The sequence below is a fragment of the Neptunicella plasticusilytica genome, assembly GCF_047922965.1.
Classification (GTDB): Bacteria; Pseudomonadota; Gammaproteobacteria; order Enterobacterales; family Alteromonadaceae; genus Neptunicella; species Neptunicella plasticusilytica.
This window is the reverse complement of record NZ_CP150481.1, coordinates 329,919-349,586: the sequence shown is the minus strand read 5'-3', so window position 1 is coordinate 349,586 and position 19,668 is coordinate 329,919. Positions and strand designations below refer to the sequence as shown.

Annotated in this window: 19 protein-coding genes; 5 read left to right on the top strand and 14 right to left on the bottom strand. The window is 46.6% G+C overall.

Features of this window, described 5'->3' with window-relative positions:
• Nucleotides 1-47: 47 nt before the first annotated feature.
• A complete protein-coding gene (rpe, locus tag V1467_RS01670) occupies nucleotides 48-716 on the bottom strand; it encodes a ribulose-phosphate 3-epimerase (RefSeq protein WP_416307075.1) in 669 nt (222 codons plus the stop codon).
• Nucleotides 717-1,000: 284 nt separating this feature from the next.
• Here rpe and V1467_RS01665 point away from each other — a divergent pair, with 284 nt between their 5' ends.
• The 3 genes from V1467_RS01665 (at nucleotide 1,001) to V1467_RS01655 (ending at nucleotide 2,346) form a co-directional block, all read left to right on the top strand.
• The gene (locus tag V1467_RS01665) at nucleotides 1,001-1,672 is read left to right on the top strand and encodes a TorF family putative porin (RefSeq protein ID WP_416307074.1); all 672 of its coding nucleotides are present in this window, start codon (nucleotides 1,001-1,003) and stop codon (nucleotides 1,670-1,672) included.
• 186 nt (nucleotides 1,673-1,858) lie between these two features.
• Nucleotides 1,859-2,167 carry a hypothetical protein gene (locus V1467_RS01660; RefSeq protein WP_416307073.1) on the top strand — a complete coding sequence of 103 codons (309 nt, stop codon included), beginning with the start codon at nucleotides 1,859-1,861 and terminating at the stop codon, nucleotides 2,165-2,167.
• Nucleotides 2,164-2,346 (top strand): DUF2970 domain-containing protein, encoded by a 183-nt coding sequence (locus tag V1467_RS01655; RefSeq protein WP_416307072.1) that lies wholly within the window; start codon nucleotides 2,164-2,166, stop codon nucleotides 2,344-2,346. Before V1467_RS01660 ends, V1467_RS01655 begins: the two co-directional genes overlap by 4 nt.
• Nucleotides 2,347-2,365: 19 nt before the next feature.
• Here the strand turns inward: V1467_RS01655 and V1467_RS01650 are convergent, their stop codons facing one another.
• The 9 genes from V1467_RS01650 to pilM form a co-directional block, all read right to left on the bottom strand.
• Complete coding sequence (locus tag V1467_RS01650) at nucleotides 2,366-3,196, bottom strand: Dam family site-specific DNA-(adenine-N6)-methyltransferase (RefSeq protein ID WP_416307071.1); 831 nt, start codon at nucleotides 3,194-3,196, stop codon at nucleotides 2,366-2,368.
• Between the two features lie 153 nt (nucleotides 3,197-3,349).
• The gene (locus V1467_RS01645; RefSeq protein WP_416307070.1) at nucleotides 3,350-4,897 is read right to left on the bottom strand and encodes an SPOR domain-containing protein; all 1,548 of its coding nucleotides are present in this window, start codon (nucleotides 4,895-4,897) and stop codon (nucleotides 3,350-3,352) included.
• Nucleotides 4,898-4,931: 34 nt separating this feature from the next.
• Nucleotides 4,932-5,996, bottom strand: a complete 1,065-nt coding sequence (gene aroB, locus V1467_RS01640) for a 3-dehydroquinate synthase (RefSeq protein ID WP_416307069.1) — start codon at nucleotides 5,994-5,996, stop codon at nucleotides 4,932-4,934.
• A gap of 30 nt (nucleotides 5,997-6,026) precedes the next feature.
• Complete coding sequence (aroK, locus tag V1467_RS01635) at nucleotides 6,027-6,542, bottom strand: shikimate kinase AroK (protein WP_416307068.1); 516 nt, start codon at nucleotides 6,540-6,542, stop codon at nucleotides 6,027-6,029.
• A gap of 184 nt (nucleotides 6,543-6,726) precedes the next feature.
• On the bottom strand, nucleotides 6,727-8,496 hold the full coding sequence (locus V1467_RS01630) for a type IV pilus secretin PilQ (RefSeq protein ID WP_416307067.1): 1,770 nt from the start codon (nucleotides 8,494-8,496) through the stop codon (nucleotides 6,727-6,729).
• Complete coding sequence (locus V1467_RS01625) at nucleotides 8,489-9,025, bottom strand: pilus assembly protein PilP (protein WP_416307066.1); 537 nt, start codon at nucleotides 9,023-9,025, stop codon at nucleotides 8,489-8,491. The genes V1467_RS01630 and V1467_RS01625 overlap by 8 nt, the downstream gene beginning before the upstream one ends.
• Entirely contained in the window at nucleotides 9,022-9,636 is a 615-nt protein-coding gene (locus tag V1467_RS01620; protein WP_416307065.1) for a type 4a pilus biogenesis protein PilO, read from the bottom strand. The genes V1467_RS01625 and V1467_RS01620 overlap by 4 nt, the downstream gene beginning before the upstream one ends.
• Complete coding sequence (locus V1467_RS01615; RefSeq protein WP_416307064.1) at nucleotides 9,633-10,214, bottom strand: PilN domain-containing protein; 582 nt, start codon at nucleotides 10,212-10,214, stop codon at nucleotides 9,633-9,635. Before V1467_RS01615 ends, V1467_RS01620 begins: the two co-directional genes overlap by 4 nt.
• Nucleotides 10,202-11,284, bottom strand: coding sequence for a type IV pilus assembly protein PilM (gene pilM / locus V1467_RS01610; RefSeq protein WP_416307063.1), 1,083 nt, complete (start codon nucleotides 11,282-11,284; stop codon nucleotides 10,202-10,204). The genes V1467_RS01615 and pilM overlap by 13 nt, the downstream gene beginning before the upstream one ends.
• Nucleotides 11,285-11,419: 135 nt before the next feature.
• Between pilM and V1467_RS01605 the strand changes: the two genes are divergently transcribed.
• Together V1467_RS01605 and V1467_RS01600 are read left to right on the top strand one after the other, a co-directional pair.
• Nucleotides 11,420-14,038, top strand: a complete 2,619-nt coding sequence (locus V1467_RS01605) for a penicillin-binding protein 1A (RefSeq protein WP_416307062.1) — start codon at nucleotides 11,420-11,422, stop codon at nucleotides 14,036-14,038.
• Between the two features lie 11 nt (nucleotides 14,039-14,049).
• Nucleotides 14,050-14,739, top strand: coding sequence for a glutathione S-transferase family protein (locus tag V1467_RS01600; protein WP_416307061.1), 690 nt, complete (start codon nucleotides 14,050-14,052; stop codon nucleotides 14,737-14,739).
• Between the two features lie 26 nt (nucleotides 14,740-14,765).
• On the opposite strand, the gene argA is transcribed toward V1467_RS01600, so the two are convergent.
• The 4 genes from argA to V1467_RS01580 are packed head-to-tail and all read right to left on the bottom strand — an operon-like array spanning nucleotide 14,766 to nucleotide 19,626.
• Nucleotides 14,766-16,079 (bottom strand): amino-acid N-acetyltransferase, encoded by a 1,314-nt coding sequence (argA, locus tag V1467_RS01595; protein ID WP_416307060.1) that lies wholly within the window; start codon nucleotides 16,077-16,079, stop codon nucleotides 14,766-14,768.
• A gap of 20 nt (nucleotides 16,080-16,099) precedes the next feature.
• The gene (argH, locus tag V1467_RS01590; protein ID WP_416307059.1) at nucleotides 16,100-17,485 is read right to left on the bottom strand and encodes an argininosuccinate lyase; all 1,386 of its coding nucleotides are present in this window, start codon (nucleotides 17,483-17,485) and stop codon (nucleotides 16,100-16,102) included.
• A complete protein-coding gene (locus tag V1467_RS01585) occupies nucleotides 17,485-18,705 on the bottom strand; it encodes an argininosuccinate synthase (protein ID WP_416307058.1) in 1,221 nt (406 codons plus the stop codon). Before V1467_RS01585 ends, argH begins: the two co-directional genes overlap by 1 nt.
• A gap of 12 nt (nucleotides 18,706-18,717) precedes the next feature.
• Nucleotides 18,718-19,626: an ornithine carbamoyltransferase gene (locus V1467_RS01580; protein WP_416307057.1), complete on the bottom strand. Its 909-nt coding sequence runs from the start codon at nucleotides 19,624-19,626 to the stop codon at nucleotides 18,718-18,720.
• Nucleotides 19,627-19,668: the final 42 nt, after the last annotated feature.

The following is a 19,668-nucleotide window of genomic DNA, read 5'->3' as shown; positions in this document are numbered from 1 at the left end:
TCTGTTATGTATGTTGACGATCTTAGGTCAAATCATGTGTCAAATGTTTAGATAAGGCTCAATTGGTGGCGCATCTCGCCTATTACCTTCATGTAATCAGGTTGTCCAAAAATAGCCGAACCGGCGACAAAGGTGTCCGCACCTGCCTCAGCAATGGCGCGAATATTATCGACTTTTACGCCGCCGTCAATTTCTATCCGAATTTGTTTACCACTAGCGATGATCATTTGTTTAAGTTGCACAACTTTATCCAGTATTGAAGGAATAAAAGATTGCCCACCAAATCCGGGATTAACCGACATCACCAGAACATGATCGAGCCGATGCATAACATGCTCCAAACAATTTAGCGGTGTTGCCGGGTTTAATGCCAGACCGGCTTTACAACCATGCTCCTGAATTAACTGTAAACTGCGATCAACATGTTGCGAGGCCTCCGGATGGAAACTGATCCAGCTTGCTCCCGCTTCAGCAAAGGCACTGATCATGTCATCCACAGGCTGTACCATTAAATGCACATCTATGGGCGCCGTGACGCCATATTGACGCAAGGCTTTGCAGATCATCGGACCAAATGTCAGATTTGGTACGTAGTGGTTGTCCATCACATCAAAATGCACAACATCAGCCCCGGCTTTAAGGACATCATCAACTTCCTGCCCCAAGCAGGCAAAATCAGCAGCAAGAATAGAAGGCGCTATAACAAAGGATGACATAACAATACCAGTAAAATTCAAAAGCTTACTTTAACCAAATTTAGCTCGCTAAAAAAGCATTCTAAGACTGCACCATTACTACGCATTAGGATCATACTGGTGCAAAAAACAAACAACGCAATTTTTTAAACAGATTGATAAAACCCTGACCAATCAACAAAAAAAGTTATTTTATATTTAATAATCAATACCTTATATTTTCTTTACAACAATAAGTTAGAGTAAAAAACATTCAGGTATTGAATTTGCTCTAGTGTATTCAATAACAATAAAGGAGACACAAAATGATCAAAAAACTCAACTTAGTACTGCTTGCTGCACCATTATTGGCCGTTTCAACCATGGCCAGTGCCGAATTTTCGGCCAACTTTGGCGTAACCAGTAATTATCTATGGCGTGGCGTTACCCAAAGCGATAACAGCCCTTCCGTATCTGGCGGGCTGGATATCAGCACTGAATCAGGTCTGTACGCCGGCACCTGGATCGGCACCATCGACTGGGGACAAGGTGGTGGTTACGAAAATGACTACTATTTCGGTTACAGTGGTGAATCAAACGGGTTTGGCTACGATGTAGGTTACATCTACTATGCCTACCCGGAAGAAGAATACGATGATTCCAACTTTGGTGAATTGTATTTCAACGGCTCTTTGGGTGCGTTCGGATTTGGTGTGGCTTATACAGTCAATAGCGACGCCGATGATGACGTTCCTTTCGGTACTGGCGATTTATACTATAGCGTGAGCTATGGTTTTGAATTGCCTGATGATTATGGCCTGGGTTTGACTTTAGGCCATTATGATTTTGATGTGCCCAGTTCTGCTGGCGATGTGGACTACACCCATGTACAGGTTGACCTGACCAAAGGTGATTTTACGTTCAGCGTATCAAAAGCGACTGAAGATTCTGGTGATGACGATATGAAAATCGCGGTTAGTTGGGGCGCGAGCTTCTAAGTACGTCACTCAATAAACAAAAGGTGGCCTGTCCACCTTTTGTTTATAACAATCCTGACTCATCCCCACCGACATCTCGGATACTGCTTACGATAAAGCAACAGATTTTATCGACAAAGTCTATTGTTGATTATTTGAACTACGTTATAATGCCAATTCGCATGCTTTATTGCAGGGATCTCTATCGTGCTCAGAAAATTTAAAATATCGGTTATCACATCCGCTTTGGTGCTGGTGGCATTGGTGAGTTTTTCGAGTCTACCTGCTAATAAAGAACTGGTATCCTGTGTATGCAGCGATGCAACATTTAATAACAGGTTGCCGCAAAGTCATCCCGCCAATCGATGTGCCAAGCAGCTAGATGAGGAATCTGGTGTTAGCTGGATGTCCTGGATATTTGGGCATGGCAACTCAATACAATTCCATTACCTTGACCTGCTAGAATTACTGTCACGCAACTCATCTGCTATAGAAGAGCCCCGTCATACATCGTGAAAAATTGGTGGCGAATAGTTAAGAGCGTAGCGGCCAGCGCGCTAGGTGTGCAAAGCGAAGCCAATCGTCAATATGATTTCCAGCAAAAGTCGATTCTGCCTTTCCTGCTTGTCGGTGTACTCTTTGTGATCCTGTTTATTGTCACGATCATGATGGTTGTCAATTTTGCAGTCACCTGAAACCTGCTGTCCCAGAATGTTAGCTGGCCCGATACATCGCCAATAATTCCCCGACCTTTTTTCTGCTTTGCCCATTTTGACTGATGGTTCTGTTTACCAGTAGCGGAGTCAGAGAAGCATGTTGATAAAGCTGACGGGTCATTGCCGTATCGTGATTACTCAGCAATACATTAATTCCTTTGCGTTGTGCGGTCTGGTGGCATAATTGTGCCAGTTTTTGCTGATCATCCAGACCAAAACCGTTACCTGCGTAGCCGGTAAAGTTTGCCACGCCATTGGGGCTAATCGGTGCATAAGGAGGATCACAATAGATCACCGCTCCTTTGCGCGCTCGGCCAAATACCTTGACGTAGGATTCACAGATAAAAGTGGCGCGTTGTGCCTTAGTGGCAAAAAAATACATCTCGCGCTCGGGAAAGTAGGGTTTCTTGTAACGTCCGAACGGCACATTAAAACCGCCAGACAAATTGTAGCGACATAGTCCGTTGTATCCATGCCGATTCAGATACAAGAACAGTAAGGAGCGATGATAACTGTCGCGACTTAAGTTAAATTCGGCTCGTAAAGCGTAGTAATGATCAGCCTGGTTATTGTCTGCGACAAAATATTTGCGCGCATCGGCAATCAGTTTATCCGGTTGGCTCTTCAGATGATTATACAAGTTGATTAAATCGGGATTGATATCATTCAGCAAATACTGATCGTAATGGGTATTCAGAAAAACCGAGCCGGCTCCCACAAAGGGCTCAATCAGTTTACGTCCCTCGGGCAACAGTTCCCGTATTGCTCCCATCAATGTATATTTTCCGCCTGCCCACTTTAAAAATGCACGGCTATTATTGTTCTTCATTTTTAAACTACTGGCTGACACGCGTTCTGGTTTGCGATTGTACCCGAAACTCGGGTAGCGAAAATATTATTTTACTCAACGAGCCGTATTTATAGCATTTGGTGCCGATGGCAGCTCATGCAACAGGATAGCAAAGCTAGTAATAGTATTGCACTACCCCTCAGTTCCAGCACTGGCATTAATTTCCTGATGCACCTGCTGTGCTGATTTGGCAAAAGGTTGTTCTTCAACAATGGCATTAGGCAGGCTGCTGGCGGCTTGCCTTGCCTGTTCAATAGTGGTGAAGAACTGATTTAACAGTACGACATACCAATTACCGCCATAACGTTGGGTTTGATATACCCAGACTTTGCCTTGCAGTTTATTATCCTGAATATATTCGTCCAATACCGAACGACTACTCATACCGGATAATTGTAGATAAAATCCTTGCGCGGTATGGGTCAGCAATACCTCTTCATCAAAAGGATATGGGTCAGGCAGTTCTTCAACGGATTCAAAAGAAGGTAATTGCTCTACACTGACAATATCCTCTACCGGGTAGTCCTCAACCAGCTTTTCCTCGCTCTGATCAGTGTCTAGCCCTGCCGAGTTGACTTCTGTATCCTCGATGACGCTTTGTTCGGGTATGTCGTCTGCATTTTCTGCATTTTCTGCATTTTCTGCATTTTCTGCATTTTCTGCATTTTCTGCATTTTCTGCATTTTCTGCATTTTCTGCATTTTCTGCATTTTCTGCCAAAATTTTATCGCGGTTCTGCTCCAGTCTGACAACCGCGTCAGACCAATCAGTGATTAAGGCTTGATCATCATCGATATTTTGTTGTTTGACCGTCTGCGTCCCGGGCATATCCTGTTCGTCCACCATTTGAGCTGGCGTACTTTGTTGCTGAACTTCCTCGTCTAGTGTTTGCTCAATAACAACAGGCTGAGGAGCCGGTTCAAAAAACATCGCATAGACATCTTTCATCAACACTTTACTTTGCTCGCCGTATTGCCATTCCATCAGGCCGACAAAACTGCCCAAAAATATCATCACGATAATCAGTTTGGCCCACCAGTAACTTAACATCGGTCGCTGGTAAATAACCTTGTTACGTTGCTGGATGCGCATTTCGAACTGCTGGCGTTTTTCGCGGATCAGGGCTTCCAGCTCAGACTCACTAGGCTGAGGCTGATTGGCAGGTAACGAGTGATGACTTAACAATACGGGTTGATCGCTGTGATTGGTTGGCAACCAGGACTTGGCTTGCTCCGCCCACTGATGTTCAGCAAACAGCAAGATATTTAAGTGATGACGCTGGCGGGCAAAGCGGTTTTGTAGCACCAAATCCCACAACTCCAGCAGGACAGGTTGCGCCAGACAATCGGCATGAGTGACCGCAATCAGGATAAACTGTTCTTCGTTACCTAGCGCCCTAGGCAGGATTTCGGTTAAGGGACGCGAATAATCGACGCGCAGTTTTCCGACTAGCTGTTCGACAATGCGCTGCCGATACTGGGTCACAGAAAGTTTATTGGCGGCACCCAGATAGGCAATATTGGCCACATCACTTTTTTTGGCCAGATAGGATTCTACAAAATCACGTTCAACATTTAATCCTTCACCGCTGACAAAGATCAGTTGCGACGAATAGGTCACCAAATGATCCAGTCGATTGTGAAGATCGGTATAACCGGTTATGTCAATATGGTCCTGCATGATGCTGTCCGTACCTGTCGTGCATAGTTAATGCTCAATTGAGGATAGCTTTCAACGTATCTTCTGTCAGCTCGGTCACAACAGCTTTACCAATAGCTTGCGGAATGACGAAGTGGATTTTACCCGCCTTGACTTTTTTATCCCGCCGCATATGTGCCATAAACGCAGCAAAATCCATTTCAGCAGGAGCTAATAAAGGTAAATCAAATTGCTGCAATAACTGCTGGATGCGCCAAACTTCTGACTCTGATAGCCATCCTGTTTGTTTTGCAGCCAACGCAGCAAGATTCATACCAGTGGCTACTGCTTCGCCATGCAGCCAATTGCCATAGCCCTGTTCAGCCTCAATGGCATGGCCAAAGGTATGGCCTAAATTTAATAATGCACGAATGCCCTGCTCGGTTTCGTCCAGTGCCACCACTTCCGCTTTCACTTCGCAGCTGCGTTGAATCGCATAGGCAAGTGCCTCGGCATCTTTTTGCTTGAGCCGATCGGCATTATCTTCAAGCCACTGGAAAAAATTGGCGTCATAAATAATGCCATACTTGATTACTTCAGCCATACCAGCTGAAAACTCGCGAGCCGGCAAGGTTTTGAGCGTCGCAATATCAATTAAAACCGCTTGTGGCTGATAAAAGGCGCCAATCATATTTTTACCCAGTGGATGATTGACTGCCGTTTTACCACCTACGGAGGAATCCACTTGCGCCAGCAAGGTTGTAGGTATTTGAATAAAAGGAATACCGCGTTGATAACAGGCCGCCGCAAAGCCGGTGATATCACCAATAACGCCACCACCCAGCGCGATAAGGGTGGTATCACGCGCTGCACCGATAGTTAACAACTGACTCATAATTTGCTCGAAACTACCTAGAGTTTTGTATTGTTCCCCATCGGGCAACACAATCCATTGGCAGTCCAAATCGGACAATAATCCACTGATTAATTCGCCATATAGCGGTTGGATCGTTTGGTTGGTCACCACCACGACTTTACTGGTGGTTAAATGCCGGGTCAGGATATCGGCTTGTTGGAGTAGATTGGAATCGATATGTATAGGGTAGCTACGCTCACCCAAATCTACCGTTAAAATAGTCATGAGCGAAGCACCTCTATCGGGACAATATTATTACTGATTAATTTTTTCTATGATCTGGTTAGCCACGGCGCGGGCACTTTGATCATCGGTTTGCACCACGTAATCTGCCACTTCTTCATAAAGCGGGTTGCGCTGCTCGGCCAGATCAATCAATACCTGCTCCGGATCATCGGTTTGCAGTAACGGGCGTCTTTTATCCCGTTGAGTGCGCGCAACCTGTTTCTCGATGGTTGTCTGTAAATACACCACAATACCACGAGCGGACAAACGATTACGGATGCCTTTGCTAATAATCGAGCCACCACCGGTCGCCAGCACGATGCCTTGTTTGTCAGTCAAGTCGGTGATCACACCTTCTTCCCTGATGCGGAATCCCTCTTCACCTTCCAAATCAAAGACCCAGGCAATATCAGCACCGGTACGGCGTTCAATTTCCTGATCAGAGTCATAAAATTCCAGATGAAGTTCGTCTGCGAGATGTCTGCCAATGGTGCTTTTACCTGCACCCATTGGACCGACTAGAAAGATATTACGTTTTTCGGCCATATTCGTTTATGTACACAACTCTTATTAATTAGTGATAGTCCAAACCCAAGTCGTTTTCAGGAGCGGGATTATCTCAGTTAAAACAGGATTTATGCAAGCATTGATGGCTTTAGTCGATAGCAAACCGGAAAATACTCTGGATATTGGTGGATTTTCCACCAACATCCAGAACAATAGCAGAGGATTACAACGCGTCAGTAATGATTTTGGGGGTGACGAAAATCAGCAGTTCACGTTTTTCATTTATATTCTGGTTTTTCTTGAACAAATGTCCAAGCAGCGGAATATCACCCAACACCGGCACTTTTGTCGTGGCGTTGGTAGCGTTACGCTGGAAAATTCCGCCCAGTACAATAGTTTCACCATTTTCGACTAGCACCTGAGTGCTGATTTCCTGGGTATCAATTGCTACCGCCGGACCGGTTGAAGTATCTACCGTATCGCCACGGGTATCCTGGGTGATCACCAGATCAAGAATAATGCGATTATCCGGGGTGATATGCGGGGTCACTTTCAAACTTAATACTGCTTTTTTAAATTCAACCGACGTGGCTCCGCTGGATGTGGCCTGCACATAGGGTATTTCAGTACCCTGCTCAATATAGGCATCATGCTGGTTAGCCACAGTCAGTCTTGGACTGGCAATGATTTCACCCTTGTTTTCCTGTTCCATCGCGGACAGTTCTAAATCAAGGATCGTACCATCGGCCAAACGGGCAATATTGATACCGAAGCGTCCGGCTGCGCCAGATACCGGCAAGTTAACATTCAGTCTGTCTGTCAAAGATGGAATAGTGCCACCACCAATGGTTTCGGCTCCTTCCAGTGAGCCGGAATAGCCATCGGAACCCTGCTGATCACTAATACCCCAGCGTACTCCCAGTTCATCAGTCACATTGTCCCGTACTGTAACCATGCGTGATTCGATTAATACCTGCTTAACCGGAATATCCAGCGCATTAATCATATTCCGGGCCTGCTCGATAGACTCTGCAGTATCTTTAATCAGCACAATATTAGTACGATCATCTACCGACACCGAGCCCCGTGGGCTTAAAATTCCGCCTTCTGTGGATTTGAGAATAGTCGCGATATCACCTGCCTTGGCGTAATTTATTTGCATATTGGCCGACATTAACGGAGCAAGCTCAGCCACCTGCTGCTTGGATTGCAGTTGTTGAGCTTCACGCGCCGATAATTCCTCGGCCGGAGCGATCAACAGAATGTTGCCCTCCAGACGTTTATCCAGGCCCTTGATTTTCAGGATCATACTCAAGGCCTGATCCCAGGGCACACCGCTTAAACTGATGGTCACATTGCCGGTTACCGAATCGGTGGTGACCAAATTAAAACCGTTGACCTGAGCGATGATTTGCAATACCTGACGCACCGGCACATCCTGAAAATCCAGTGAGATAGGTGCACCTTCATATTCCGACTGAACATTGCCGCTATTATCAGCCGCTGACTCTGCTACCGGTTCGATTTCTATCATCAAACTGTTGTCTGTCATCTGCTGTAAAAAGGCGTAATTACCCTGAATGTCAAACTGGACGCGCGCACCGGTTTTATCCTGAAAGGTTTCAAGCTGGGACACGTTTGTAGCAAAATCCATCACATCTAGGGTATACAGATGTTCCTCGGCGACTTGCACACCCGGCAACGTCACGATCAATTTACCGTTATGTTTGGCTATCTCAGCAACAGGTTCAGCCTGATCAAAAGTTAATGCAGTACTGGCGCCACCACTTTCGGTACGATGAAAACTGATATCGACCAGTTTAGTATCCAGCGTCGGCGTTACTACTTCCGCCGGATCCACTAATTTCACATCCGTCGACTCTTCCTGGGCCATCGCTTGATAAGCCAGTAGAGACAATGCTAACAGTGACATCCAGGCCCATGCTCGGTTGGATTTATTCAATTTTTTATTAAAAATGTACCGCTCAGACATTAGTTTGCTCTCCTGCCGTTGAAGACCTGGTTAGTTTGGCTTCTTTTGTTTGCCAACAACCTGTGCCATCTGGCAGCATTTCAGTGATGAAAACTGCACCATTTGTGATTGATGTAACGCGTCCAAAGAATAAGCCAAGATGATCTCCGACCTTAACTTTATGCAGACCGCCGTTATTGGTTTGAATCAGCGCCCATTTCACACCTTTGGCAGTGAACGACCCTCTGATTTCCAGGGCATCAATACCAAAACGTTCCAGAGGCTGTTTTTTCCGTTTGAAATCCGGCTGCAAACAGTTCTTTTGCAGTGACTCCGGTATTTCGGTGATTTCCGATGTCAAACGCTGGAACGGACTCCGTCTATTTTCTGCTTTATATTCGAAAACCGGCATGCGTTTAAATTCAGGATAAGGTTCTACTGTCACTGTAGTATTGGCCTTTATCTCATCAACTTTTAGTTGTAAGTCGGACACATCCGGCTGACAGGCCGCTAACAAGCTCGCGCTGCAGACAAGCAACCATTTTCTCATTTGGTTTGCCCTCCGCTTACTGTACCGGCTGCCGCCGTGCGGTACGTTTTTGCTTGTAAACTTAGCTTCAGCACTTCACCGTCCTGCTTAATCGAGAAGTCATGCACCGTCACAATACGTGGCAAGGCCGCTACATTAGAGACAAACTGGCCGAACTCGTGATAGGAACCTTCCACTTCCATCTGAATGGGCAGCTCCGTATAGAACTCTTTAGGAATTTCCTGCTGCCAATTCAATAGTTTGAATTTCAGTCCGGCAGAAGTGCCCACATAAGTAATATCATCCAGCAATCCTGGCGTTTCATCACTGGTGGGCAACGATTTCAACATAGATGAAAAGTCTGCCTGCAAGCGAACTAACTGTTCTTCATAGGCCTTGAGGTTGGCAGCAATCCGGTATTTAGCTTCGTAATTGCGCTGTAACTCAATCTCGTTGGCTTGCTCTTTTTCCAGCACTGGCAGTTTGTCGTTGATCAGCAAGTAATAGGACAACACGCCGATCAAGATGGCCTCGACCAATGCCACCACAAATTTAACTTCAAAGGGCCAACTGGCGACCTGTTCAAAATCCAGATCGTTCATTTCCTTCAATTTGGTGAAATCGAACTTCATTTTTTAGGCTCCTCCGCAACCACTATTTCAGGAGAAACACTATGGCTTATAAAGAAAGTGAGTTTGAAGTCACTTACTGCGCCGGCATTACCGGTATTGGATACAATAGAGGACAAATCTTCGCGATCGAAAACTGTCGAATTTTGCAACTGGCGCATAAATTCGGCCAAGCGGTTATTCGACTCACTTTGTCCCTCAAGTTCAATTTTATTTTTAGTGCGCACAAAGCTTTTGAACGACACGCCAGCCGGTACCAGATTAGCAAGTTCATTAAGAATGTGCGGAGCAACGTTACGGCTGGCTTGCAACTGTTCAATCAACGCCATTTGCTGTTCAATGGCATTTTTGCGCGACTTAATTTCTTTAATCTGTACGATTTGCTTATCCAGTGCGTCAATTTCGCGTTGCAAATAGGCATTTCTAAAACGCTGATTGTCGATCAGGCTATCCACTCCCATACCGATAAACCAGAACAGGCCAAAAACCACCAGTGCTACCAATCCCAGTAACCCCAGATATTCTTTTTTCTGTTTCAGACGCTGACCTTCACGCCATGGTAATAAATTTATATATGCCATGGTGCGAATCCTCGACTAGCCAGACCGGCAGCCAGTGCCAGTTGCGGTGCATACTTGTCCAATCCCTGCTTGGCAGCTTTTTCGCTAACTGTCATCATCGCGAAGGGATTAAATACTTCAACTTGCATAGATAGCTCAACTGCCAGTTCTTCTGCCAACCCGGCCAATACCGCTCCTCCTCCGCTAATCAACAGGCGTTGGGGACGTTCGTGTCGAGTGGTCGAAACATACATTTGAATTGCCCGGCCAATTTGCTGACTCAGGTTGCTGACAAAAGGCGGCAGCACATCCTGACGCCAGGTAGAAGGTAATTCATCGTTTAGCAATTGCTGTTCTGCTTCCTGTTTATCCAGCGCATGGATAATGGCGATATCTTGCAGCAAAGCATCGACGCCAAAGTTGTGCTCCTTGGTGTAAACCACCCGCTCATCATCCGTGACGGTAATTAGCAGCTGACTATGGCCGATATTCACCGTACATAATGGCGAGGACTCACCCTCATCATTGGTTTCAAACCGGGCAAATTCTTTCACCGCATTGCCCAAAGCATAACCTTCTACATCCACCACTTTAGGTTCGAATTCCACTTCACGTAACAACGTCACCCGTGAATCCACCATGTCACGATGTGCGGCGCTTAACAATACATCGACTTTTTCGGCATGTGCCTGACTCGGACCCAGTTCTTCAAAATCCACATAGACCTCATCGAGGGGATAGGGGATTAAACTGTCTGCTTCAATTTCGATCTGACTTTCCAGTTCAATATCCGTTTGATTGGGTTCCATAAATACCACTTTAGAAATCACTGTGGAACCCGAAACGGCTACTGCCACATCTTTGGATTTTACTTTCAGAGCCAGTTTAACTTTTCGAATAGCGTTGCTCACCGCATCAAAATCTTTTATTTCACGATCAACAAATGCATTACCGGCGATTGCCTCGCAAGCGAAGCCTTGAACATTGCAATGTTCACCATCCTTGTCCAGCAGCACTGCTTTAACATAACGCGTGCCAATATCCAGACCCAAAATCTGTGGCACTTTTTTACGAAAAAGATCTTTTAACACTACAATGTCCCACGGCCGTTTAGCTTAACTTATTAGCATTATTAACTATTTTTCCTTTAAAAAGGGTTCTAATAAAGGTACATAGGTATAAAATATAAATCATTTCAACGAATTTGCGCTGTTATCATCTATTTTGTGAAGTATCTCAAACCCTTAATAATCCTGTTGTTGGTATCTGTTTTACTCGGCGTTGCGACTATCGCATCGTTCTACATTTACCTTAAACCTCAATTGCCCAGTGTCGACGTTTTGAAAGATGTGCACTTGCAAACCCCTATGAAAATTTATTCACAGGACGGCAAACTGATCTCTCAATTCGGCGTCAAGCGCCGAATTCCGCTTTCAATCGAGCAAATCCCGCCACAACTAATCAATGCGGTACTGGCCACCGAGGATAGCCGATTTTATGACCACCCGGGTATTGATATTATCGGCGTATTCCGTGCAGCCGTTAATCTGATTACTACCGGTGAGAAAGGACAAGGCGCCAGTACCATTACCATGCAGTTGGCGCGGGGCTTTTTCCTGACCCGTGAGAAGGCCTATATCCGTAAAATCAAAGAAATATTTATCGCCTGGCATATAGAGCAGGTACTGACCAAGAATGAAATTCTTGAACTCTATATGAACAAAATCGAACTGGGCCATCGAGCTTTTGGTTTTGGTGCAGCTGCACAGGTTTATTACGGTAAAGACGTCAATGAATTGAATCTTGCCCAAATAGCTACATTGGCTGGTTTGCCACAAGCGCCGTCAGTGCTCAATCCCATTAGTCGGCCGGATCGTTCAAAAGCCAGGCGTCGTTTGGTATTACTGCGTATGCTGGATGAAAACTACATCAACCGCGAGCAATATAATCAGGCTGTGGAACAACCTGTTACAGCCAAGCCTCACGGTGCCGAAATAGAACTGCATGCCCCATACATTGCCGATATGGCCTATAACGAAATGATTCGACGCTATGGCAAAGAGGACGCTGAAACCCGTGGTTTGAGCGTTTATCTCACCATTCCGTCTGATCTCCAAACCGATGCCCAGCAGGCTGTTATTCGTAATCTGCACGATTATGATGAACGCCATGGTTACCGTGGTCCCATTCGTCAACTGTGGGAAGAGCCCGAAACCGAAAGGCTTTCAGAACAGCAACAGGACCAGCCAAACACGACTGACAGCGACATGGCCATGCCAGCTGCTCCGGTCTGGTCAGAAGAACAGATGTTACAAGAACTGGCGACGCAGATAACTTATGCCCCCTTAAATACTGCAATAGTCATCCGCACATTTGAACGCTCGATTGAAGTATTTACCTCGCAAGGTGAATATCTGAATATCGACTGGGACGGTATTGCCTGGGCGCGCGAGTTTATTAACGACTCCAAGCAAGGACCTGACCCGCAGGTCGCAACCGACATCGTCACAGCAGGCGCGATGGTGTACATCCGCAAACGTGATGATGATTCAGGGCAATGGCAACTCAGTCAGGTACCGGATGTCAGTGGCGCCTTTGTAGCACTTAATCCCGAGAATGGCGCCATTCAAGCACTGGTAGGTGGCTACAGTTTCTATCAAAGTCAGTTTAACCGTGCGACTCAGGCAAAGCGCCAAGTTGGTTCTAATATCAAACCTTTTGTTTATTCAGCCGCTCTGGATGCCGGTTATACTCTGGCCAGCGTAATCAACGATGCGCCGATTAACCAGTCCGACAGAGATTCAGGCATTGCATGGCGTCCCAAGAATTCCGACGGCAAGTACGATGGTCCGATACGAATGCGGGTAGGTTTGGGCAAATCGAAAAACATGGTGTCTATTCGCCTGCTGCGCGGGGTCGGCCTGGACAAAGTAATAGATCATCTGGCACGTTTCGGTTTTAACCCCAAAGAGTTACCTCACGATGAAACACTGGCCATAGGTTCTGCTTCTCTGACGCCAATGGAAGTCGCCACAGGTTTTGCCATTATCAACAATGGCGGTTATGCAGTTGAGCCTTACCTGATTGATCGCATTGAAGATTTGGAGAAACTGGATATCTGGAAGGCTAATCCCAAGGTGGCTTGTCGTAGTTGCCGTAATCAAATTGTCGCGCCACAACCAGAAGAAAGACATCCTGGAGAGCCAGAAACACCGCCAATCAGGCTTGCTCCTCAAGTACTGGACTCGCAAAATGCCTTTCTGGTTACCGATATGATGCGCACCGGTTTGCGCGCCAACGGCAGCTGGACCTACAAAACCTACTGGCAGGGCACAGGTTGGCGAGCGCGTAATATACTACAGCGTGAAGATCTTGCCGGTAAGACCGGTACCACCAATGATGCCAAAGACACCTGGTTTAGTGGCTTTACCCCTGATCTGGTTGCTACCGCCTGGGTGGGTTTTGATGATATGAGCCGTTCGTTGGGCCGCACCAGTGCCAACCAGTATCTGCTAAATAAAAATCCTGAACAGTACAACTGGTTGGGCAATGCCATGGTGGGAGGCGAAGACGGTGCCCGTGCCGCACAACCCGCCTGGATCCGCTTTATGCAAAAAGCACTGAAAGATGTGCCAGAAAAGCCGTTTTTTATTCCGCCTGACATTGTCACTGTACGCATAGACCGAACCACAGGTAAATTAACCCAGCGGACCGATCACACATCACGCTTCGAATACTTTAAAAAAGGCACTGAGCCTACCCAATATGTACGCGAAGATGAACTGGTTGATCCCTATCTGGAAGATCAGGGACAGCCTCAGCAAGAACCGGAAGATATTTTCTAGGACATTACTTTATGTATCGACTCTATATTGCCAATAAAAATTACTCGTCCTGGTCACTGCGCCCCTGGGTTTTAATGCAGCAATTGGGTATTGAGTTTGAAGAAATACTGGTGCCTTTTGGTCAATCAGCTGATCCTGCAGGTTTTCGGGCTTTTTCACCTACCGGAAAAGTGCCCTGTCTGGTTGATAATGGCACCACCATTTGGGACTCGTTGGCGATTATCGAATATCTGGCAGAAACCCATGCAGCAGTTTGGCCAGCAGATAAAGTGGCCCGAGCTTGGGCCAGATGCGCCAGCGCTGAAATGCATTCCGGATTTACTCAAATCCGCAATATTTGCGGCATGAATTGCGGCTTACGAGTGAAGTTGTATCACCCCAAAGCTGAGCTGCTGACAGAATGGCAACGTATTGATCAATTATGGTGTGAAGGACTGGAGCAATTTGGTGGACCTTTATTAGCGGGTGACACTTTTACTGCTGTCGATGCCTTTTATGCGCCACTGGCTTTTAGAGCCCAAACTTATACTCCAGCGTTGTCAGAACAAGCCAATCAATATGTACAACGTTTATTGGCATTGTCCTCCATGCAGCAATGGTACGATGCGGCTTTAAAAGAATCCTGGCGAGACGAGGAACATGAACTTGAGGCAAAAGCAGTAGGAGAATGGCTGGCTGATTTACGTATCAGCGCTGAATAATTTCAGCGCTATGCCAAGCATATAAATCAGTCCAGATTCAGCATCAGTACCTTGGAATTACGCTGGTAGTTGTATAAACGTTTTTTACCGTCTGGCAATTCATCAATGGTAGAAGGCAGGTAACCATATTCACGGAACCAGTGACCGGTCACAGTGGTGAGTACAAAAATGCGATCCAATCCCATTTTGCGCGCTTTATCGCTAATCGCGTCCATTAAGCGCTCTCCCCTGTTTGCCCCGCGGTAATCCTGATGGGTTGCCACGCAGGCCAGTTCGGCACATTTTTCCTCATAATAGGGATACAAGGCTGCGCAAGCGATAATGGTACCGTCCCGCTCTATCACCGTGAAACGTTCGATCTCATTTTCCAGTAATTCGCGCGAGCGTTTCACCAGAATGCCTTTTTCTTCTAGCGGATTGATTAATTTAAGGATCCCGCCCACATCATCGATGGTCGCACCGCGTAACTGTTCGTAATAATTTTGCGAAATTAACGAACCGGCCCCATCACGGGTAAAGAGTTCCTGCAACAAGGCACCATCATCCTGATAACTGACACAATGACAACGGCGCACACCGGCAGCAAGACTGGCTGAAAACGCATTCAATACGCCGGTCTGTTCGTAATAGTAAGGATTGTCCAGCATTGCCTGTAGCTGACGGCTTTCAATATTACGCATTAGTTTGCCTTCTTCGTCGAGCAAACCTTCTTGCTGGGAAAACACAATCAACTTATCGGCATTCAGCGAAATGGCCGCCTGGGTTGCGACATCCTCATGCGACAGGTTGAATACCTCTCCGGTTGGCGAGTACCCCATAGGTCCAAGCAGCACAATTGAGCCGTCGTTAAGATGATCGTTAATTCCGTGCACATCGATACGCCGCACCAGGCCGGTATGCTCAAAGTCTATGCCATTGCGCACACCGATCGGCATTGCTACCACCAGATTGCCGGAACAAACCCGAATTTGCGAGCCATGCATAGGAGAATTGGCCAAGCCCATCGTCAGTAACGCTTCAATTTGAGAACGCACCGAACCGGCCGCATCTTTAACGCATTCAATGGTTTGTTTGTCGGTCAGACGCACATTATCGTGGAAACGCAGCGGCATATTACGTAGTGCCACCCGCTGATCGATTTGTGGCCGCGCACCATGTACTAATACCAATCGCACACCCAAGCTATTCAGCAGGGCAATATCGTTGATGATATTAGCAAAATTGGCATGTTCGACCGCTTCACCGCCAAACATCAGGACAAAGGTTTTGCCCCGATGAGAATTAATATAAGGCGCCGAATGGCGAAACAGTTTTACGCTTTCATGATGAGATACCGCCACCGGCTGACTTCCTTCTTAATTCAACTAGACAGTGCCGCAATGGCTGCCAATTCATGCTCTAACGCAGCTTTAACCGGCTGTGCTCCGGTACCGCCCAAGATATTGCGTTTATCCACCAGATACTCCAACTGCAACACCGGATAAACATCCTCATCGATTAAAGCAGAGAATTGTTGCAGTTCTTGCACCGACAAATCTTCAATGGGTTTACCGGCAGCTAATGCGGCTAATACCACCTGACCGGAAATATCATGCGCCGTCCTGAACGGTACCCCTTTACCCACCAAGTAATCTGCCAGTTCGGTGGCATTGGCATAACCTTCTTTGGCGGCCTGAGCGCAACGCTCACTGTCCAGTTCGATACTGTCCACTACTTCGCTGGCAATTACCAAACAGATATGCCATTGATTGACCGCATCAAAGGCGCCTTCCTTGTCTTCCTGCATATCTTTGTTATACGCCAGCGGTAAGCCTTTCATGGTCACCAACAAGCCTTGCAAGCTGCCAAATACCCGGCCACATTTACCACGCATCAGCTCAAGAGCATCCGGATTTTTCTTTTGCGGCATTAACGAAGAGCCCGAGGTGACATGATCGCCCAGACGAATAAAGCCGGATTCACCCGAGTTAAAGAAAATCAAATCTTCCGCCATCCGCGACATATGCATCATGCTGGTACTGGCCACAAATAGTAGCTCCAGCACATAATCCCGATCTGATACTGCATCGAGGCTATTGACGCATGGGCTGGCAAAACCTAACTGCTCGGCAATCTCCTGACGATCAATAGGATACGTAGTACCCGCCAATGCACCACTACCCAGCGGACACTGGTTTAAACGTTGGGTAAGATCTTCAAGACGGCTAATATCCCGTTTGAACATCTCCACATAGGCTAAACACCAGTGGGGAAAACGCACCGGCTGCGCCCGCTGCAAATGAGTATAACCGGGCAAGATAACCTGCTCATTGCGTTTGGCGGTATTGACCAGCGAGGCACGTAATTGCTGTAAGTCATTCAGCAATTGCTCACAATGCTCACGCACCCACAAACGAAAATCGGTGGCCACCTGATCATTACGACTACGGCCGGTATGCAGTTTACGCGCAATATCACCGAGCTTGTCTGTCAGTGCCGCTTCGACAAAACTGTGAATATCTTCTTCCGGTGAGCTGGCAAAATCCAGTTCACCGGCTTCGGCTTTGGCCAACAATTCATTCAGTGCTTGTTCAAGCTGTTGCTGTTCATCACTGGTGAGCACTCCGGCTTTGGCAATAGCCCGTGACCAGACTATGGAGCCGCGAATATCCTGGCTAGCCATTACCTGATCAAACGGCAGTGAATCATTAACCTGTTTGAACATGTCGCTGCTGCCGGACTGAAAACGTCCTCCCCACAACGCCATCAGACTTTACCGTTCTGGTTTTTCAGCGCTTGAATACGGCTCGACAAGCTGAATAAACGGATAAAACCTTCGGCATGTTTCTGGTCATAGACTTCGTCTTTGCTAAAGGTAGCAAAATCTTCAGAATACAAGCTGTTCGGTGAGCGACGTTGTACTACCGTGGCTTGACCTTTATACAATTTAACCACGATGTCGCCGGTTAGCTTGGCAGCAAATTCTGCCGCGCTGGCTAACATGGCATTACATAATGGCGTAAACCAGCGGCCGTCATATACCAGGTGAGAAAACTCAATGGCTTGCTGTTCACGGTATTGCATGGAACGCTTGTCCAGCACTAATAACTCCAGCGCTTTGTAAGCGGCCATTAATACGGTGCCGCCTGGAGTTTCATAACAACCACGGGATTTCATGCCGACTAAACGGTTTTCTACAATATCGATACGGCCAACGCCATGAGGGGCAGCTAAACTATTTAACTTAACCAGTGCCTGATAAGGGCTAAGTTTTTCATCATTGATAGCGACTAATTTACCGGCTTCAAAGCTGAGCATAATACGCTCTGGAGTATTGGGTGCATCTTCCGGATCGGTGGTTAACGTCCAAACGCCTTTCGACGGCTCACACCACGGATCTTCCAGCTCGCCACCTTCGTGAGAAATATGCCAGGCGTTAGCATCACGGCTGTATATTTTGGTTGCTGACGCAGACGTTTTAATCTTGCGCTCGGCCAAATAGTCCAATAAATCTTCACGGGAATGCATATCCCACTCACGCCATGGCGCAATCACGGTTAAATCAGGTGCCAGTGACGCAAACGCCCCCTCAAAACGCACCTGATCGTTACCTTTACCGGTACAACCATGACAAAGCGCATCGGCACCCACTTTACGGGCGATCTCAACTTGCGCTTTGGCAATAACTGGACGCGCCATTGAAGTACCGAGTAAATACTGACCTTCATATACCGCACCAGTGGTGATGGTTGGGTAAATATAATCTCGAACAAATTCTTCTTTCAGATCAACGATATAACATTCGCTGGCACCAGTGGCTAAGGCTTTTTCACGCAAGCCTTGCAATTCTTCATCGCCCTGCCCTACATCGGCAGCAAAAGCGATCACTTCACAGTCATAATTTTCTTTCAGCCAGGGAATAATGGCCGAGGTATCCAAACCGCCTGAATAGGCTAAAACAACTTTTTTGATTGATTGTGCCGTCACGAAATTTCTCTCTTATTTAAACAAACTAATTAATATGGCGTTTTGCGCATGCATTCTGTTTTCAGCTTGCTGCAATAATAATGAATAACCGCTATCCATCAACTCGCTGGTGATCTCCTGACCACGATGCGCAGGCTGACAATGTAAAACATATTTTGCCCCGGACTGATTAAACTGCTGCATATTCAATTGATAAGGCATAAACGCCTGTTCAATTTGTTCCAGCTTAGTGTTATCACCCATGGAAATCCAAGTGTCGGTGTAAAGTACATCAACCCCGTGCATATCTTCAACTTTACTACTGACCGAAATTTTTCCACCACTCTGTGCGGCTAACTGCTCGGCTTTAGCCACCATAGCCGGATCAGGGAAGTAACCTTCCGGGCAAATCGCGCGTACTTCACAGCCCAAAATAGCCCCGACAATCATTAATGAATGGGTGACGTTATTACCATCACCTACATAGGCAATCTTCAAGCCTTTCAGTTCACCAAAGGCTTCGCTTAACGTTAGATAGTCCGCCAATCCCTGACAAGGATGATACAAGTCACACAAGGCATTAATCACTGGCACATCAGCACCGGCACCTATTTCTAATAAGGTTTGATGCTTGAATACTCGAGCCACAATGCCATCGGCCCAACAAGCCAGATTGCCACCAATATCTTTTAGTGTTTCACGCCCGGACAACTGACCATCCTGACAATCCAGATAAACAAAATGACCACCCAGTTTATTAATGCCGATATCAAAACTAACGCGCGTACGTAATGACGGTTTTTCAAATAAGCCGACAATAGATTTTCCTGCCAATACCTGACTGTAATTGGCAGGATTAGCTTTGAAATCCTTGGCCAGTTGAAGTAACTGGTTAATCTGCTCTGCGCTGTGTTCGGCAAACGTTAATAAACCTTGTTGCATTTAAAACTCCTTCATTGATTCAGCGCTCACACTGACTTCAGG

Coding starts and splice junctions, on each gene's coding strand:
- V1467_RS01615 (WP_416307064.1), bottom strand. CDS start 10,214: ATGGCATATATAAATTTATTACCATGGCGTGAAGGTCAGCGTCTGAAA.
- aroK (WP_416307068.1), bottom strand. CDS start 6,542: ATGGCCGAAAAACGTAATATCTTTCTAGTCGGTCCAATGGGTGCAGGT.
- V1467_RS01650 (WP_416307071.1), bottom strand. CDS start 3,196: ATGAAGAACAATAATAGCCGTGCATTTTTAAAGTGGGCAGGCGGAAAA.
- V1467_RS01665 (WP_416307074.1), top strand. CDS start 1,001: ATGATCAAAAAACTCAACTTAGTACTGCTTGCTGCACCATTATTGGCC.
- V1467_RS01600 (WP_416307061.1), top strand. CDS start 14,050: ATGTATCGACTCTATATTGCCAATAAAAATTACTCGTCCTGGTCACTG.
- V1467_RS01580 (WP_416307057.1), bottom strand. CDS start 19,626: ATGCAACAAGGTTTATTAACGTTTGCCGAACACAGCGCAGAGCAGATT.
- V1467_RS01625 (WP_416307066.1), bottom strand. CDS start 9,025: ATGAGAAAATGGTTGCTTGTCTGCAGCGCGAGCTTGTTAGCGGCCTGT.
- aroB (WP_416307069.1), bottom strand. CDS start 5,996: ATGACTATTTTAACGGTAGATTTGGGTGAGCGTAGCTACCCTATACAT.
- V1467_RS01620 (WP_416307065.1), bottom strand. CDS start 9,636: ATGAAGTTCGATTTCACCAAATTGAAGGAAATGAACGATCTGGATTTT.
- argH (WP_416307059.1), bottom strand. CDS start 17,485: ATGGCGTTGTGGGGAGGACGTTTTCAGTCCGGCAGCAGCGACATGTTC.
- V1467_RS01630 (WP_416307067.1), bottom strand. CDS start 8,496: ATGTCTGAGCGGTACATTTTTAATAAAAAATTGAATAAATCCAACCGA.
- rpe (WP_416307075.1), bottom strand. CDS start 716: ATGTCATCCTTTGTTATAGCGCCTTCTATTCTTGCTGCTGATTTTGCC.
- V1467_RS01645 (WP_416307070.1), bottom strand. CDS start 4,897: ATGCAGGACCATATTGACATAACCGGTTATACCGATCTTCACAATCGA.